The sequence below is a fragment of the Nocardia yamanashiensis NBRC 100130 genome, from assembly GCF_001613325.1.
Taxonomy (GTDB): Bacteria; Actinomycetota; Actinomycetes; order Mycobacteriales; family Mycobacteriaceae; genus Nocardia; species Nocardia yamanashiensis.
The window spans coordinates 264,862-280,970 of record NZ_BDCD01000020.1 but is presented as its reverse complement, the minus strand read 5'-3'; the positions used below and the strand labels follow the sequence as shown (position 1 = coordinate 280,970).

17 protein-coding genes and 1 rRNA gene are annotated in these 16,109 nt (G+C 62.9%); 6 read left to right on the top strand and 12 right to left on the bottom strand.

What is annotated here, in order from left to right; translation table 11 throughout:
• Both rrf and NY1_RS24325 read left to right on the top strand, forming a co-directional pair.
• Nucleotides 1-95 (top strand): 5S ribosomal RNA (gene rrf / locus NY1_RS24330); the annotation flags it as partial.
• Nucleotides 96-161: 66 nt separating this feature from the next.
• On the top strand, nt 162-662 hold the full coding sequence (locus tag NY1_RS24325; protein ID WP_067717682.1) for an LmeA family phospholipid-binding protein: 501 nt from the start codon (nt 162-164) through the stop codon (nt 660-662).
• Nucleotides 663-669: 7 nt separating this feature from the next.
• On the opposite strand, the gene NY1_RS24320 is transcribed toward NY1_RS24325, so the two are convergent.
• The 4 genes from NY1_RS24320 to NY1_RS24305 form a co-directional block, all read right to left on the bottom strand.
• Complete coding sequence (locus NY1_RS24320; RefSeq protein WP_157762459.1) at nt 670-1,983, bottom strand: AAA domain-containing protein; 1,314 nt, start codon at nt 1,981-1,983, stop codon at nt 670-672.
• Nucleotides 1,980-3,458: a hypothetical protein gene (locus NY1_RS24315; RefSeq protein WP_067717677.1), complete on the bottom strand. Its 1,479-nt coding sequence runs from the start codon at nt 3,456-3,458 to the stop codon at nt 1,980-1,982. The genes NY1_RS24320 and NY1_RS24315 overlap by 4 nt, the downstream gene beginning before the upstream one ends.
• The gene (locus tag NY1_RS24310) at nt 3,455-4,315 is read right to left on the bottom strand and encodes a hypothetical protein (protein WP_233434456.1); all 861 of its coding nucleotides are present in this window, start codon (nt 4,313-4,315) and stop codon (nt 3,455-3,457) included. The genes NY1_RS24315 and NY1_RS24310 overlap by 4 nt, the downstream gene beginning before the upstream one ends.
• 221 nt (nt 4,316-4,536) lie before the next feature.
• Nucleotides 4,537-5,463, bottom strand: a complete 927-nt coding sequence (locus NY1_RS24305; protein ID WP_233434455.1) for a hypothetical protein — start codon at nt 5,461-5,463, stop codon at nt 4,537-4,539.
• Between the two features lie 119 nt (nt 5,464-5,582).
• Here NY1_RS24305 and NY1_RS24300 point away from each other — a divergent pair, with 119 nt between their 5' ends.
• Nucleotides 5,583-7,496, top strand: coding sequence for a DNA/RNA helicase domain-containing protein (locus NY1_RS24300; RefSeq protein WP_233434454.1), 1,914 nt, complete (start codon nt 5,583-5,585; stop codon nt 7,494-7,496).
• A gap of 92 nt (nt 7,497-7,588) precedes the next feature.
• Complete coding sequence (locus NY1_RS24295) at nt 7,589-9,478, top strand: DUF2075 domain-containing protein (RefSeq protein ID WP_067717665.1); 1,890 nt, start codon at nt 7,589-7,591, stop codon at nt 9,476-9,478.
• Between the two features lie 29 nt (nt 9,479-9,507).
• Here NY1_RS24295 and NY1_RS24290 read toward each other — a convergent pair whose 3' ends face one another.
• On the bottom strand, nt 9,508-9,861 hold the full coding sequence (locus NY1_RS24290; RefSeq protein WP_067717662.1) for a nucleotide pyrophosphohydrolase: 354 nt from the start codon (nt 9,859-9,861) through the stop codon (nt 9,508-9,510).
• Between the two features lie 243 nt (nt 9,862-10,104).
• Entirely contained in the window at nt 10,105-10,314 is a 210-nt protein-coding gene (locus tag NY1_RS43130) for a hypothetical protein (RefSeq protein ID WP_157762458.1), read from the bottom strand.
• Between the two features lie 379 nt (nt 10,315-10,693).
• On the opposite strand from NY1_RS43130, the gene NY1_RS24285 reads away from it, so the two are divergent.
• Together NY1_RS24285 and NY1_RS42160 are read left to right on the top strand one after the other, a co-directional pair.
• On the top strand, nt 10,694-11,575 hold the full coding sequence (locus tag NY1_RS24285) for a helix-turn-helix domain-containing protein (RefSeq protein WP_067717658.1): 882 nt from the start codon (nt 10,694-10,696) through the stop codon (nt 11,573-11,575).
• On the top strand, nt 11,572-11,772 hold the full coding sequence (locus NY1_RS42160; protein ID WP_084535268.1) for a DUF397 domain-containing protein: 201 nt from the start codon (nt 11,572-11,574) through the stop codon (nt 11,770-11,772). The genes NY1_RS24285 and NY1_RS42160 overlap by 4 nt, the downstream gene beginning before the upstream one ends.
• Here NY1_RS42160 and NY1_RS24280 read toward each other — a convergent pair.
• The 6 genes from NY1_RS24280 to NY1_RS24260 form a co-directional block, all read right to left on the bottom strand.
• On the bottom strand, nt 11,744-11,986 hold the full coding sequence (locus NY1_RS24280; protein WP_067717655.1) for a hypothetical protein: 243 nt from the start codon (nt 11,984-11,986) through the stop codon (nt 11,744-11,746). The genes NY1_RS42160 and NY1_RS24280 overlap by 29 nt on opposite strands.
• On the bottom strand, nt 11,983-12,522 hold the full coding sequence (locus tag NY1_RS43125) for a DUF3558 family protein (RefSeq protein WP_169815393.1): 540 nt from the start codon (nt 12,520-12,522) through the stop codon (nt 11,983-11,985). Before NY1_RS43125 ends, NY1_RS24280 begins: the two co-directional genes overlap by 4 nt.
• A 53-nt stretch (nt 12,523-12,575) precedes the next feature.
• Nucleotides 12,576-13,145 (bottom strand): DUF3558 family protein, encoded by a 570-nt coding sequence (locus NY1_RS42155; RefSeq protein ID WP_084535267.1) that lies wholly within the window; start codon nt 13,143-13,145, stop codon nt 12,576-12,578.
• A 14-nt stretch (nt 13,146-13,159) separates the two neighbouring features.
• Nucleotides 13,160-13,294 (bottom strand): hypothetical protein, encoded by a 135-nt coding sequence (locus NY1_RS45155; protein ID WP_267888437.1) that lies wholly within the window; start codon nt 13,292-13,294, stop codon nt 13,160-13,162.
• Nucleotides 13,295-13,442: 148 nt separating this feature from the next.
• Nucleotides 13,443-13,940 (bottom strand): YajG family lipoprotein, encoded by a 498-nt coding sequence (locus tag NY1_RS24265; RefSeq protein ID WP_067717648.1) that lies wholly within the window; start codon nt 13,938-13,940, stop codon nt 13,443-13,445.
• The gene (locus tag NY1_RS24260; RefSeq protein ID WP_067717645.1) at nt 13,937-15,784 is read right to left on the bottom strand and encodes an alpha/beta hydrolase; all 1,848 of its coding nucleotides are present in this window, start codon (nt 15,782-15,784) and stop codon (nt 13,937-13,939) included. Before NY1_RS24260 ends, NY1_RS24265 begins: the two co-directional genes overlap by 4 nt.
• Between the last annotated feature and the right edge of the window lie 325 nt (nt 15,785-16,109).

The window sequence follows — 16,109 nt, the reverse complement described above, 5'->3', positions numbered from 1 at the left end:
AAACGCCCGGTCCCATTCCGAACCCGGAAGCTAAGGCCACCTGCGCCGATGGTACTGCACTCGACAGGGTGTGGGAGAGTAGGACACCGCCGGAACATCATTCGAAAAGGCCCCCAGCCAACGCTGGGGGCCTTTTTCGTTTCTCCTGCAATGATATTCACGTGCGAACGCTCCTCGTAATCCTCCTGGTCCTCACCGGCCTAGCAGTAGCAGCCGACTTCGGCGCCGCGGCCTACGCCGAAAAAGCCGCATCCGAATCCATGCGCAACACAGCCAACCTCGGCTCCGACCCCTCCGTCGACATCAAGGGCTTCCCAGTCCTCCTCCAAGCCGCCCAAGGCAAATACGACGAGGTAGTCGTCAAAGCCAACCACGTAGGCACCGAAAAGTTCGGATTCATAGACGTCGAAGCAACCCTGCACGGCCTGGAGCTCCCCATCAGCGACCTGGCCGAGCGTCAGCTCCACAAGATCCCAGTCGACCGCCTCGAAGCAACCGCCCGCTTCAACGCCCTACGCCCCATGGTCCTACTCGACGTAGCCGGCCTCCTCCCATTCGGCGTGGTCCCCACCGGAATCCGCATGGAAGGCACCACCGTCGTCGTAACCGGAAGCGGCACCAACGTCCTCGTCGACATCGACTCCCTGAAGGGCAAGTCCTGACCGTCGCTCAGGTATGCCGCGCCGCGGCCAGTATCCGATGTTCGGAAAGGTGAGCCAGGACTGACTGATTCGCCTCCCACCCATCAGGGAATTTGACCGCCACACCGAGATGAACAGGTTCGGTGGACGGATGTGCGTCGAGGAGTTCGGGGATGCCAGCGCGACCCACGACTATGCAGGCATGACGGTGGCGAGAGGTGAGAACGCAGAGACGACCGGTCTCCAGATGGAAGGCGGTGGCATCCCGGCGGCCCGAAAGCGGATGCAGGACCAGGGTTACGTCGTACTCGCGGCCTTGGAGCCGGTTGGCGGTATCGACTGTGACTGACTCCGCGACAGTGCCCTGAAGAGCGGTGCGGATGGCGGCGGCCTGGTCGCGGTGAGCGGTGCCGACGGCGACGCGGTCGGCGGTTACCGGATTGGAGCCGCGTTCGGAGTGGACTACGGCGCCGCGCTCCAGCAACCGAATGGTCAGGGCGGCAACGGCCGCCACCGCTTCGCTGTCGGTGCGAATGGTGTGCCGGGCGGGTAGTTCGTACCAAGCCCATCCGCTGAGTGCGGCTTCGTCGAGCGCGCTGTCCAGCGGTCCGCCCCATCCACCCGCGGTGGTGAATTCCATTCGGCGCTGGTCGGGTTCGGTGCCGGCGCGGAATTCGGTGAAGGGGTAGAAGGCTTTCGAGACGACGGCCGCCGCGGAGGCGGGTAGTCGCCAGGAGACGGGGAGGCGGTGGACGGGGATGTCGGGGTTGTGGGCGAGCAGGACGCTGACGGCGCTCATGGTGGGGTCCCAGGAGAGGCCGGCCCAGCGGGCGGTGTCGACCGTCGCGAAGGGGTCCAATTGGCCCGGGTCGCCGACGAAGAGGGCGCGTTCGAAGCGGCTGGAGATGCGTAGGAGCATGTCCGAGCGCATTTGGTACGCCTCGTCGACGATGGCCCAGGACCAGTTGCCGTCTTGTACGGTGGCCCATTTGGCGGCGGTGCCGATGAGGATGACGCGGTCGGTGAGATCGGCCGGACTCTTGGCGATCTTCACGTTGGCGTGGGCGAGGATGCGTTCGGCCGGCTCGTACGTCCCGGCGGAGACCCGCCCGATCAGCATCTCGGGATCTTCGCTCGCGAGCCGATCGATAAGGTCGTCGACCTGTTCGTTGGTCTGCGCCACGATGATCCGCTGATCGCCATCCTTGGTCAGATGCCGCGCCGCCCGCACCACCAGCGTGGACTTGCCCGCTCCAGGTGGCGAATCCACCACGACGGCCCGGTCGGCATTCCGGTCGAGATCCGCCAGCACCTCATTGACGACCTGATCGGCGGTCTTCACGCCCATTCCTCCTGCGGCTCAGCATTTTCCGGGGTCCATTCCGGTGGGGGACCGCCATGCGTCCACGGAGTCTCTTCGCGCGCAGGCAGTTTCGGCGGCGCCTGATAGTCGTCACCGAACGCGGCGAAGCACACCCGGTCGCCGGCCTCGGGGACGGACCCCGCTTCGGGAATCAGCTTGCGCCCCATACCACCCGACAGCTCGAGCGTGATCGCACCGTCCTCCACCGACACCACGGTGCCCTTTTGATTCCGCCGCTCGACACTGCACAGCTTGACCCCGGGCTCGGCCGTGAACGGATCCTCGGTCTCGACCACGATCCGCGGCCGCAACGTAGGCCGCTTCCCGCTGCTGTCAACGCGATTCGGATCGCTCATCACCACAACCCCGCGAAAAGCCTCCCCGTTCAACCGCCGCTCCGCCATCACCCGCGGATCGTCATACGCCCGTTGAGCTTCCAGCGCGTCAAGGGCCTGCTCCCGATCGAGCAACCGCCGCACCGCACTCACCGCGTGATCCCGCCGAGCCTGTGGCACCCCTTCTTCGATGCTGTCCATGAACCGCGAGAAACTCGCCCGATCCCGATCCCACCGCTTGCCCACGCTCGCACCCTCCGGCAACGTGCGCAGCAATTCCAGCCCCCGCCACATCAGGTGCCAAGTCGGCTCCACCTGCTGCCGCACCGAATGCTCGAGCCGCTCGATCGCCACCGTGAAGGAAGCCTCGTCGGCGGCATCGTTGAACGCCGAAATCAGCGGCGCCAGTTCCTCATTGTCGTATCCGGGGTCGGTAGCGGGCCCGGCCGGCGGCGACCGCAACGGATCTTCCGCAATGGCCGCCGCCTGCTGCCCGGTAAGCCCGTCGGGCGGATCGATCCACCCGAGCAACGCCGCCAGATTCCCATCCTCCAACGACGACTGCCCCGAAGCCCAATGCCCCGACAGCACACTGGTCATCGCGCAAAGCACCGAAGACCCAGGATGTTCGGCCCGATCCCCGAACCACGTCAACCACCGCCCCAGCAAAGGCACACTCTCCGGCAACGGATTCGGCCCATCCGCCTTCAAGAACCGCAGCCTGCGCCCCAGCTTCTGCAGCAGCGCGACTCCACCCGCATTCGGCACCCACACCTGCGGCGCATCGAGACACCGCCGAAAGGTCTCCCCGTCCTTCCCGACGATCTCCTCGGTATCCGCCAGAAACGACGAAAGATAAGGCAGCAGAACATCACTCAGCTCAGCCGCGAACTTCAACTGCAACACCCGGTCCCGAGGCTGCGGCACGAACAACAGCTTCGGCTCCGCCTCATCGAACCCCAGCATCACCGCCAACGGCGCCGCCGTCTCCCCGGCCATCCGCAATGGCACCATCACCAACGGCTGCAATGCCGAATGACAATGCCGCACATCGGCAATCCGTTGCGCCCGCCCCGCCCGCGTAGCCTCCAACCGCGCCAACGCAGTCAGCACGCTCACCCGGCAACCTCCTGCCGCAGCCGATGCGCATTCCGCAGCACCCGAGCGATATCCGCATGCTCCGGCCCGGCCGCCACCGACCCATCCGCCAGCCCGAGCACCGTTCCGATACTGTCGATCCCCCCGAGCTGATCACAAACACTGCGCCCCAGCATGTCCACCGACCCGCAAGCCCGCGCCTCATCCCGGCAGAAGAACGCCAGTTCACAACTCTGCATGCACTCCGGCGCATACCGCCCCTGCACCGCCCGCATGGCCTCACCCAGCCCCGCCCCGACGGTGAACGTCATCCCCTCCGGCAGCACACTGACGAGATCCTTGATCGAAGTAAGCCTCGATAGCTGACGCGAGATGACCGCCAACTGCTTCCGCACATCCACCAATTCCGCCGTAGGCCGGTTGGTGAAGTCCTTCGTGCAAACCAGAATCACATTGTGCGACACCCGATCCGGTGATTCCCCCAACTCCTCGACCAGCTGCCGCAAAGCCAGCACATACACCGCGGACTGCCGCGCCGCAGCCGCCACCTGAGCAGGATCCGCCTGCCCATCGATCACCGCGAACGCCTTGATCTCGACAATATGAAACTGCCCCTCGATCTGCACCGCCACCAGATCCGGCTCCAAGAACGCCGGCGCCCCCGCGATCTCCACCCGCAGCATCGGATGATCGAACATGGTCCCCTCACCCGTCCGCAACGCCCGCCCCACCAGCTGCCGAGTCCGCTGAAACCGCACACTGTTCCCGGTGTTCTCACCCACCGAGTTGAGATCGTCATAAGCGACTTCAGGAATCGTCAGCCCTAGTCGATCCCGCAACAACGCCACCAGCTCAGCACACCCGTTTGCCTTCACCATGGCCTCGAACGCATTCCCACGCGTAATCGCGAACTGCGACTGCCCAAACTGCGCCGGAAACCCGAGTCCCTGCGCCATAGCAGCCTTATCCACCCCCGCCGCATCCATCACAGCCCGCCGAGCACACCCCGGATTACTGGTCAACGCCGCGATAGTCCGCGCGTTGTGCCGGCAAGCCGGTGCGCCACCACGCAATTCATCCAGCCGCGCCAGCAGATCGTTCATCCCGCCGAGCCTCCTGCCCGCTTCTTCGCCGTCATACCGAACCGTGTGCCGAACAATTGCGCAGCGGGGTCGCTCAACTGGTTCGCTGCTCGCTGTGCAGCATCCCACCGCTGTACGACATCCGCGTCCCGATGCACCGCCAACTCGTTGCCGGCCGCTTCGATTACGGCGTCGGTATCGACTTCGAGACTGGTGTTCCGGACCCCCGGAATGGTCGATGACAACTGCCGAAGCACTCGATGCCCGGACGGACCGACCTTCCCGACCGCCGAAATATGTTCCGCTAGACGGATAACCCCCGTTAACAGATCGACCCGTGCACTCAGCGGTCCAACAACCCGCCGCTCCAATGGCCACGTGCTCAATGCCAGCAGCCCACGTGCGGGAGCGAGCAGATCGACTGTCAACGCTGAACAGACGTAATAGGGCCGCCCGAAAGGCGCCGCCCGAAAGGACCGTTCCTCATCCCGCCTCAGGCTCGTCAACCGCGCGGCCACCAGTTCGCCGGAGAAGAAGCCCTCGTGCACGGTGAGTACCAGCCGAGGCGCGGCGGGCACCGACAGCAGCGTGAGCGCCCGATGCACATGCTCACGTACCGGAACGGATGGTGAGGAACCGAATTCCTCCTCAGTCAGATCGTCGACGGTGCCGAGAACAGCTGCTTCCCAATCACTTTCAGCCTGGCGGAGTTGGGCTCGCACTTGTCGGGCCATCGTGCGATTCCCGCCGGATACAGCCCGCCGGACCGCGGCACGCAGCTCGGATATTCGCTCTTCCAATGCATCCGGTGAATCACTCACCGCGCTGACGATAGCTGGTCGTTCCAGTGTTTGCCAGTATTCTCCTGGGTTTACCTGTGACCGGCCGCTGCCACGGAAGCTGTTGGAGGACGGTGGTTCACTGCAGGCTTTCTGCTCGTCCATGGTCCAATTGATCTTGACGGCCCGCCGGGCACCGAGACCATCTCGTTGTTGCCCCCAACCCGTGCACGAATCCGGTTTGGGTAGGCGGGGGTATGTAGATGGCGTTAATGCGTGGAAGTGTGCGACAACTGCTGGAAATGGCAAGGTTCAACCGCTTGCCGGTGCAACTGCTGAAACTGGCGACGTCGGAGTGGGAGCAGGCCGTCGGGATGGGAGAGGTCCGCTCGTGGCGGAACAGCTTGAGTAGATTCCTCGACGAACTGGATCGGGCAGGCTTCGGCGATATCGAAGTACTGCTCGAACACAAGCTGCCGCACAGCCCGAAGCGGGTCGATGCGATCCTCTGCGGAGTCCGTCCGGGTACCGGGGCGCCAAGCTACGTGCTGGTGGAACTGAAGCAGTGGTCGAAGGCCGAACTGGTCGCCCGGGATCTGGTAAAGGTGCCCTACTACGCGGATTTGGTCCTGCATCCGGTCGCGCAGATTCGTGAGTATTGCCGCTATCTCATGGACTTCACGCCCGATCTCGAGCGGCGGCCTGACGTTCTTCGTGGCATCGCCTACATGCATAATGCCTCGTTCGCGGAGGTTGGCTCGCTGCTCGAATTCGAGCAGGGCGATTTCGGACAGCTGTTCTTGGCGGACGACGAGCCGCGTCTGCGAGACTTCCTCGCTTCGGTCCTGAACCGCGAGGCGAGCCGAGAATCGGCCTACGAAGCCGCCGATCAATTCCTGAGCTTCCCGAACCGGCCGACGAAGAAGCTTCTCGACCTAGCGGCCGAGGAGATAGCGCGGCGCGAGCGGTTCGTCCTGTTGGATGAGCAACGAGTCGCTTACGAGACGGTCGCGCTGGCGGTCAATCGTGCATGGAAGGCATACCGCGGGTGCGGAAGCGGTGCTCCGGAGAACCATCAGCAGACGGTGGTCGTAGTCGTCGGTGGCCCTGGTTCCGGCAAGAGCGTGATCGCCCTCAGTCTCATGGGACACCTCGCCCGGCGCGGAGCGAAGGTCAACCATGCGACCGGCTCGAGCGCCTTCACGAAAACGATGCAGAAGGTGGTGGGCACCGAGGATTCCCGAAGCGCGTCACTCTTCAAATATTTCAACAGCTATTCCGGATCGCGGGCGGACGAGCTCGAAGTGCTGATCTGTGACGAGGCGCATCGGATCCGGACGGTCGGCTCGTCGGCTCCGACGGGACAGAGCGGCGAGAGGCGTCGTCGGAGCCAATTGGAAGAGCTGATCGACGTTGCGATGGTTCCGGTCTTGTTCCTCGATGACAACCAGGTGGTCCGGCCCGGGGAAGCCGGTTCGCTCGCCGCGATCAGAGCGGGTGCCGAAGCTGTCGGCTGCCGCGTCGATGTGGTCCACTTGAGCAGTCAATTCCGTTGTGGTGGTTCAGATCTCTTCGAGGAATGGGTCGACCGACTACTCGGTCTCAGTTCGGAGCCGTCGATCGCTTGGTCTGAACTATCCGCGGACGTCGAGGATGAGTTCGTGGTCGCGGCCGCCGCAACGCCCCGTGCGCTGGAAGCATGGGTTCACGATCGTCACGACCGGACCGGCGGCACCGCTCGGCTGTCCGCTGGGTTCTGCTGGAAGTGGAGTGACAAACCGACAGGCTCCAACGCCGACAGGAGACTGGCGTCCGACGTCCGGATCGGGGACTGGAGCCGGCCGTGGAACGCGCCCCCGGGGTCGCACCTCACGGGCGTGCCCGATTCGTACTATTGGGCGTTCGAAGAAGGGGGTATCGGGCAGGTCGGCTGCATATACACCGCGCAAGGTTTCGAATATGACTGGGCCGGGGTGATTTTCGGTGACGATCTCGTTCGCCGTGGCGATCGTTGGCTGGCACAGCGAGAGCGTTCTCAGGACAGCGCGGTGCGGAAGGCCGATGACTCCACCTTCGCGGCGCTGATCCGGAATACCTACAAGGTGCTGGTTACCCGGGGCATGCGTGGCGCGTGTATCTATTCAGCCGACGCCGAGACTCAGAACTTCTTCGAGCGGATGGTCGGTGTCGTTCGCTAACCTCGACGTCGCGGCCCGCCGGGCACCGAGGACCACTTCGTTGTTGCCCCCACCCGCACGTCGGTTTCGCGCGCCCAGGTGGGGAAGGCAAAGTGGCTCTGGTTCGTGGAAGTGCAAAGTACCTGCTCGTCGAAGCCCAGGCGGATCGTTTGCCTGAGCTGTTGAGTGAGCAGGCCAAGTATCAGTGGGAGCACAGGGTAGGGCAGGGCGAAGTGTTGTCCTGGATGCGGAGCCTTCCACCGCTGCTGGCTCGGTTGGTCGATGCGGGTCTCGGGGATATCGAGGTGCTGCTCGAACACAAGCTCCCGCACAGCCCCAAGCGCGTCGACGCCATTCTCTGCGGGGTAGACCCCCGTGGCGGCGAGGTCAGCTACGTGCTGGTAGAGCTGAAACAATGGTCCAAGGTGGAACTTGTTGCCGCAGAACTGGTTTCGCTCGCCGCATATCCGAACCCTGTCCTGCATCCGGTGGAGCAGGTACGCGGCTACTGCCAATACCTCGTGGACTCCACACCGGCGCTTGCGGATCTACCGCATTCGGTGCACGGCCTGGCGTACCTGCACAACGCGAGTTCCAGCCAGATTCCCACGTTGATGAAGTATCGGCAGGACCGGTTCGGCCGTATGTTCACTCAGGATACCGAGGCCGAGTTGGTGGATCATCTTCGTTCGGTGCTCGACGTGGATGGCGGGCGTGACCGAGCACAGGAGTCGGCGGATCGCCTGCTGCGATTCGCTCATGGTCCGAGCAAACCGCTGTTGCGTCTGGCCGCCAAGGAGATTCAGGATCGCGAGCAGTTCGTGCTGCTCGATGAGCAGCGGGTCGCGTACAAACTGGTTGAGCAGGCTGTTGCGCGAGCTCGTGCCGAGCGCACCCAAACCGTGGTCGTGGTGCTCGGCGGACCCGGTTCGGGCAAGAGCGTGATCGCGCTCAGTCTGCTCGGCGAGCTGTCGCGGCAGGGGCGAAAAGTTCACCACGCCACAGGATCCAGCGCATTCACCAACACGATGCGCAAGGTCGCGGGTAGCCGCAACACCCGCGTCAAGACGATGTTCAAGTACTTCAACAACTATGTCGGCGCGGCACCGCGCGAACTCGATGTGCTCATCTGCGACGAGGCGCACCGCGTCCGGGAGAACAGTGTCAATCGGTGGACCGGAAAGGAAGCCCGGGCGTTGGCTCGTCGGCAGATCGACGAGCTGATCGATGTCGCGTGGGTGCCGGTGTTTCTGCTGGACGAGAATCAGATTGTGCGTCCCGGTGAGATGGGATCGCTAGGCGAGATCACGGCGGCGGCGATCGCGGCCGGCTGCAAGCTGGAAGAAGTACGCTTGGACGGCCAATTCCGCTGTGGCGGTTCGGATGCGTTCGACGAATGGGTACGCCGGCTGCTCGGCCTGGATCCACTGCCTCCGATCAGCTGGAGCCGATTGACGGCAGGCACCGACGACGACTATTCGGTCGCCAGCGCGGCAACACCGGACGCGCTGGAGGCATGGATCTCACGCCAGCGCGAAGAGCACAGCGGCACAGCGAGATTGACGGCCGGATACTGCTGGCCGTGGAGTGATCCCGTCGGTTCATCGGATACAACTCACCTGGTCGACGATGTCGCGATCGGTGATTGGAAACGGCCATGGAACGCCAAGCCGGGCAAGCGCATACCCAACGCGCCCGAGTCGTACTACTGGGCATCCGATGATCGAGGGTTCGGTCAGGTCGGCTGCATCTATACCGCCCAGGGATTCGAATACGACTGGTCGGGAGTGATCTTCGGTCCTGACTTCGTGCGGCGCGGCGATCGCTGGGTTGCGCGTCGCGAATTCTCCGAGGACCCAGCCGTCAAGAAGGCCGAGGAGGCGCACTTCGGTGCACTCATCCGCAACACCTACAAGGTGCTTCTCACGCGCGGCATGGAAGGAACCTGTCTCTACTCGACAGACTCCGAAACTCAGCGGTTCTTGGAGGATATGAGCCGCTAGCCGCGGACCGGCTCGGGTCGCGCCCCGCGCTACCCGAGTTCGGAGTACTTAGCTGCCCGTCCCCGCGCCAGATCCGCCGGATATCGGGCTTCGTTGAACTCCAGCTTTTTCGTCACCGCGGCGGCCAGGTCGATATCCAGCACGGTCGCAAGCCTCATCAGATAGATCAGCACATCGGCGACTTCATGCTCGACCTTGGTGCGGTCTTGTTCGTTTTCGCAGAGCGCCGCGCTTTCATCCGGGGTCAGCCATTGGAAGAGCTCTGCGAGTTCACCGACCTCGCCAGTCAGCGCCAATACCAAGTTCTTCGGAGTATGGAAGCGCTCCCAGTCGCGACGCCGGGAGAAGTCTGTCACCAGGTCCTGCAGCTCGTCGAGGGTCATGTGCATTGTCTACCAGGCGGGATTGGGCGCGGGCAGGTCGACTGGAAACCGCCGATCGCCGCTTGTCGCTCCGGGCGCGAGTCTGGCACCCACGAGTCTCGTGCACGAGCCGGTTTCGAATCTCGTCGACTGACCGACTCGATCGGCCACACGGAACGTGCTGAGCTCGGCGGGGGCCCGATGCGGTCCAGGCTGATAACGCCCCGATGCCGGCGCCGATGAACCAGCAGACAATTTCGCTGATCATCTCTCCTCCTTCCAGATTCGGCTAGCGAGCGGACCAGATGTTCCATGTCGAGCGGCCGTGTTCAGGTAAGGAACCAGCGCAGTGAAGTAGCGTTTTGCTTCGCAGTCGTCGGCGCAGTCACGGTGTCGGTTCAAACCATGCTGCGCCGCTTCGAGGTTGAGGATCGGGTAGTCCGGTACTTGATGGAAGATCGGGTTGTCGGCCATGGTTCAGCTCCCGATGTGCGGTGTGTCGGCTGGCACCAGCTTCCCCGCTGCAATCAGCAGTTGCTTGGCCTGCGCCTTGGCCGCGCAGACGGAGATCGGACAGTGCTTGTGGTGCTGCATGATTCGATGTGCGCGCGTGACCGTCAGTGACGATCGAGGTACAGCGTCGTGGCTGGCCGGCGGGAGGGAGAACATTTTCCGTCACCCTTCGATGAAACCCGATGTCGGGGAGGTGGTTTAGATGACGGATTCAGTAGACGCCGAGCGCCGGGCTGTAGGAAGATTCCAGAACCACAGCTTTCGGTTTTCCTTCTCATCTTCCAGAACTCAGGAAGAAATCATTCCAAAATGATGTAGCACCGATAGTGAGGCTAACGGAATGACTGGATCGACCGTTCCACGTCGGATGTTGGGTCGTCAACTCCGTCGTCTGCGCGAATCAGCGGGAGTCAGTGTGGCTCGGGCCTGTAAGGCCATTGAGGTTTCGCCACAGACGATGTGGCGAATGGAGGGTGGTCAGTCGGTCAAGTTGAAGGCGATCTACATCGAGGCGCTCTGCAGGCTCTACGAAGCATCCGATGACGACACCGCAGCGTTGCTCGGGTTGATCGAGGAAGCGCAGCGTTCGGGGTGGTGGCACTCCTACGGTGATTCTGTCCCAGCACATTTCGATCTCTATCTGGGGCTGGAGGAAGCGGCTCGGCGGCTCACGACCTGGCAGCTGACCTTGCTGCCGGGTTTGCTTCAGACTCCGGAGTATCGTCGCGCGATGCTTTGGACGGTGTTCCCGGGTACGCCGACGGCGGCGATCGAGCATCGTGTCGAAATGACAGTCAAGCGGCAGGAAAGGTTGCGGGACAAGGATTTCACGCTCGCGGCCATGGTCTCGGAGGCTGTGCTCCATCACCAGATCGGCGGAGCTGCCGTCATGGCTGATCAGCTCAGGCACTTGGCAGCGGTGGGGGAGGCGCGCAACATCTCGATTCGAGTCGTACCGCAGCAGGTCGGTTCGCATCTCGGATTGCAGACGGGACCGTTCGTCCTGTTGGAGTTCCCGGCGCACGCATCTCCTGACTCGCGGCTGAAGTGGATCGAACCGCCTGTCGTCTATGTCGAAGGTTTCACCGGTGCGCTCTACCTCGAGAAGGCCGGCGAGATCGACCGATACCGCGGCGCTCTTGTGGAAATCAGGCGACTTGCGTTGGATGAAACGGACACTCGGGACATGCTGGTTCGAGCAGCGAAGGAGTACGCCGTATGAGCAGCGGGTACGGTGCGAAGTGGTTCAAGAGCAGCCGGTCTGCGCAGCAGGACGCGTGCGTGGAAGTTGCGCACTTCGAGGACGGAACGGGTGTTCGTGACTCGAAATGTCCGGGAGGCCCCGAACTGATCTTCGGGGCTGAGGAGTGGGTCAACTTCAACGAAGCCGTCAAGGCTGGAGCGTTCGACCGGCCTTAGTGGTCGCATGCCGCCGGCACCTCTCGACGAACTCCGCCGCGCTGGTCGGTTCGTGCATGAACCGCCCGAAGGTCGACTGGTCGATCTCGAAGAACTTTTCGTAGTCCACGATCCCGGCACTAACGGGAATCGACAGGTAGTACGTTCCTGCGGTTCTTTCGATGCCCAGGGAGAACTGGAGCTCTCGGGAGAAATACCTGTCTTCGAACCTCAAGGTGTCGCCTTGACGTAGGGGAGGAAAAGCTTCGCCAGGTCGACACCGTGGGCGCAATTGTCGGCTGACCAATCAGTAGCGAAGAGCCCCTCCATCTTCAGCGTGCCTCCGGGTACGCCGATGAGAATCATGCAGGAGCGTCCCTCCAGGTCGCTTACATCCGCGAGCCTTCCATCGAAGGAGTTCGAGAGTGCTGTTCTGTCGGTCTTGGCCATGCCTGAGTATTGGTTCCGAACCCACTCGATGTTCCGATTTGTAACGGCCATACTGAAGGACTTGCCTCGTGCCGAGAGTTCCACCCAACACCCATTCGATGACGAATTGGGCAGTGTCTGATCATTGTCCGGATAGAGGGATACGGATTCCGGTTTCAGTCCTTGCTGCGCGAAGAGATCGGCGGGGATCGCATCACAGGGATTCCTCAACGCCACGCGCGAGTACGCCTCAGCCGCCGTTGTTGTCGTGCTCGGGCCATCTGAGCCGTCCGTCGCACTGCAAGCGCTCAGCGCACCCGCTATCGCCGCGCTCGTCAGCACAGTGCGAATGGCACGTATCGAAGGCGCCACGCCATGTCGGCGAGTCTGAGCCATCACCGGGATGTGACAGCGAGGTAAGGGAGGAATGTCCTCGCCAAATCCAGTGCGCGATCGCAATTCTTGACGGACGGGTCGGTGGTGAAGCGACCGTCCATCTTGAGAGTGCCGCCGGGGATTTCCACCGCGATCAGGCACCAATCTGGGCTCTGTTCGTTGACGATGGCCTTCTTGCCATCGAGTACGAGCTCTGGGTTCGGGCTGCCGGTTTTCGTGTTCTGCTGGTAGACGTGCTCAACCCAGGCGAAGTCTCGATTGGTGACCCCGAGATCGAAGTGTTGTGGCTGGCCGGGTGTCAGGAACTGCATCGAGCAGCCGTTCGATGACGAGTCGGGCAAGCTGGAATCCTTATCCGGATACAGCGTGGTCGGTTCTGATTGTATTTGCTGTTGTGCCAGCACCGCGGGTGGTATGGAGTCGCACGGATTCGCCAATGCCGCACGGACATACGGAGAGGCGCTGGTCGAGGTAACAGTGGGGCTTTCTGGTGACGATGTGGTGCCGCAGGCGCTTGCGACGCTCACCGCAACGGCAGTCACCAGCAGAGTGCGAACCGTGTTTGTCATCCTCGCCCTTCGAGCTATTTGGTTGGTTCGACGCCGCCGGTGAACCAGGACTTCAGTTTGTCCGTGTTCGTCACCAGACTGCTGCCGACCGTGTCGTTGTAGGCACCGCCGTAATCACCGACATATCCGTCCACTCTGGCGTCGGGCACGTTGGCGTGGCTCAGGTATTCCTTAAAGTTCTGATTCGCGGTCGCCTGAGAAGCGTACTGGAGTTTGTACCCTGCCGTCGTTCCGCCAGCACTGGTTCACAGACGTAGTGCAGGCTGGAATCCTCGACGTGCATTAGGGGGAGAGAACTCAGTCATCGACGCAAGGAGACGATGACGTCATGGTGAATTGGACGCCGACGGGGTAGTCGTCTCGATGGGCAGCGACGCTGAAGCCGCGGCCGTCGTGGTAGACGCGATTTACCGGGTCGTCGCCGGGGATCGGGTTGGGGGTGAGGGTGAAGCCGCGGGTCGTCATTGAATCCAGTTGGGCCAGAGCCCGTTCGACGAATTCAGGCGATGGGTTGGTGACGGTCTTCTCGTAGAGCGGCGTCCAGGGCGGGCCCTCACTCTTCAGCGTTTCGGGATTGGTGCGGCAACCATTGCCGCGGTTGACCATTGTCGTATCCACCTGAACCGGGTCCGGCCAGATGTGTTCGAAATTCTCGACGACAATCCGGGACGCTTCGGCGTAGTTCATGCTGGTGGACTCCTTGATGGAACCGTGGTCGTCAGCGGGTGACGACTGGTTGCAGGCGGCCAGAAGCGATACGGCTGCCAGCGTGGCGAGAGCGAGGACTTTTTTCATCGCACCTTGATCGTCGGGCCGAGCTGTGGATTGTCGGTGATGTGTGGGTTCGCGTACGGATTGATATGTGCGTAGGGGATTCTCGAGGCCGCGAAGCCTTCCGCGAAGTTGAATGTCTCCTTCGCGCCGTCACCGTCATCGCCCAAACCCACGTCGACGGCGGAGGACTCGATGCCGCGTTCAACATACTCGGTGACCTCGGTGCCGGCGATGACCCCCACGATGTTCTTGAAGGCCGTCGACTTCGGGTCGTCCCAGTATTTGCCATGCCCGTCGGGGCCGAAAACGACGTCACCAGGCTTGTGACCGTCTCTCTCGGAGCCGTAGAAGCCGGTGTCGAGTCGCGTTACGCCGGGGATCTCGTCGGGATCGCCATTCAAGGGATTGCCCGCGTGCGGATTTCCGGGGAGATGGAGGCCCGAGACGGTTAGCCCGTCTCGAGGGTAGGACTGCGCGATGCCGATGGGATCTGCGGGCGCGGTCATCGAAAACCGCTGCACAGCGGCATTCGGATCGTGCCATTCGGTGCTGTAGATGCCGGTGCCGGCCGATGACGCGAACAGGATCCGATCCGCACGCAGGCCGAGCTGTTCGGCGGTGCCGACGGTCGACCCACCATACGAATGCCCGACGTACGAGACCGGCGTCCCCGGGGCCTGTGCGGCAACTGCTCGATCTACCTCGTGCCCGAAATCCACCAGCCGCGGCGCCATATCAGCGGCGAATCGTGGGCTGGGCGCGCCATTGCCGAGATCGGATAGGCCCTGCGGGAAGTCGCCGTCCATATAGAGGAAGATCGGGCCGCCGGTTTTGTCCGCGAGATTCCACGTCGAATCATGGTTGGAGCCCGAACCGTTCAACGTCGTATTGGTGCCGGGAACGATCACGCCGACTCCGGGCACACCGGGCTTCAGCTCACCGATCATCTCGATCATGCGGCCATTGCCGGCGGGGTCGAACAGGACGAACTTCCGGTCGACCATATTGGTGCCCGGGGTCGCACCCGGACCGACCGACACCGGCTTCGTATCGGGGTTGTCGGTGACCGCGGGATCGGGCATGGGTGCGAGCATCGCCTCGAGTTGTTTGATGCGTGCCGGGTCCGGGGTCGGCTTCTGCTGCTCATCGAACAAAGCGGTCCGAATATTGATCTCGTTTGCCGAGATCCGCATGTCGAACGGAACACCGTTCATATTCCCGAGCTTTTCGGGCGCGGCGATCACCAATTGCCGCTGATCATCGGCACTGAGTCCGGCCAGGAATTCGGCCCGCTGGTCCGGAGTCATGGCGGCCAACCGAGTTACCACGGCATCGGGATCCAGGTGGCTGCCGTCGGGAAGGGCAATGTCCTGCTGGCCATCTCGGATGGCGGCCAAGTCGGACTGGGTATCCCGGAGGCTGTTGCCGAATGTCGTGTCCACTCGTTCGGCTTCGTCGAGGCCGCTTCCGATACTCAGCTGGAATACGGCAGCTTCGTCGGCCTTCTCCGAATCGTCGGACGAGACACTGCCGTCGTCGCCGACAGTGAATCCCTGGCCTTCCGCGAGCTTCTTCTGCTGAAGCACGTAGTCACGGGCATGTTGCAGGCCTTTGTACGCGTCATCCGCGTCGTCGGCCAACCGCAGCAACAGATTGCGGACCTCATAGCCGTGGTCCACCTCTTCGTCGATCCGCCGCGTCGCGGCGTCGCGGGTACGACCTCGCCAGTCTTGGGCGGCGGACAGGGCACGCGAGCAGTCGCTGACCGAGCTGTACAGGGCTCCGGCGTTATCGCGTGCCGCCGATGCGGCCTTACTCAACCCCTCCAGCTGCCAGCCCTCGAGCTGTGAAATCGACGGTCGCATCAGCGGGGACTCAGCCCGTCGATCGCACCGCCGATCTCGGCGTCCTTCTCCTGAATATCGGTGGCGAACCTGTCCACCAGGTCGGCGAGGGTGTTGAAGCGTGTCACTATCGACCCCATCGCCTGCGCTGCGGGGTCGGCCGAGTCTCGTACCGCGGCGAGCACGGCACTGCCCTCACCGGTAGCTTCCGCTAGCGCTGTCCACACCAGGTTGCCGATCTCGTCGGACTCTCTCCGCCACGTCGCAGTCATTCCCGTCAGCTGTGCTGGAAGTACACCGAGTATCGGAGCGCCGGTGGGGCAGGAGGTTGGCTGTGTGATTGTCG

What these genes read in the sequence shown, in the direction of transcription:
- NY1_RS24290 (WP_067717662.1), bottom strand. Translation starts at nt 9,861, where the DNA reads ATGACCCTCGACGAGCTGCAGGACCTGGTGACAGACTTCTCCCGGCGT.
- NY1_RS42160 (WP_084535268.1), top strand. Translation starts at nt 11,572, where the DNA reads ATGAGCAGCGGGTACGGTGCGAAGTGGTTCAAGAGCAGCCGGTCTGCG.
- NY1_RS43130 (WP_157762458.1), bottom strand. Translation starts at nt 10,314, where the DNA reads ATGGCCGACAACCCGATCTTCCATCAAGTACCGGACTACCCGATCCTC.
- NY1_RS24260 (WP_067717645.1), bottom strand. Translation starts at nt 15,784, where the DNA reads ATGCGACCGTCGATTTCACAGCTCGAGGGCTGGCAGCTGGAGGGGTTG.
- NY1_RS24265 (WP_067717648.1), bottom strand. Translation starts at nt 13,940, where the DNA reads ATGAAAAAAGTCCTCGCTCTCGCCACGCTGGCAGCCGTATCGCTTCTG.
- NY1_RS24305 (WP_233434455.1), bottom strand. Translation starts at nt 5,463, where the DNA reads ATGGACGAGCAGAAAGCCTGCAGTGAACCACCGTCCTCCAACAGCTTC.
- NY1_RS42155 (WP_084535267.1), bottom strand. Translation starts at nt 13,145, where the DNA reads ATGACAAACACGGTTCGCACTCTGCTGGTGACTGCCGTTGCGGTGAGC.
- NY1_RS24285 (WP_067717658.1), top strand. Translation starts at nt 10,694, where the DNA reads ATGACTGGATCGACCGTTCCACGTCGGATGTTGGGTCGTCAACTCCGT.
- NY1_RS24310 (WP_233434456.1), bottom strand. Translation starts at nt 4,315, where the DNA reads ATGGTGAAGGCAAACGGGTGTGCTGAGCTGGTGGCGTTGTTGCGGGAT.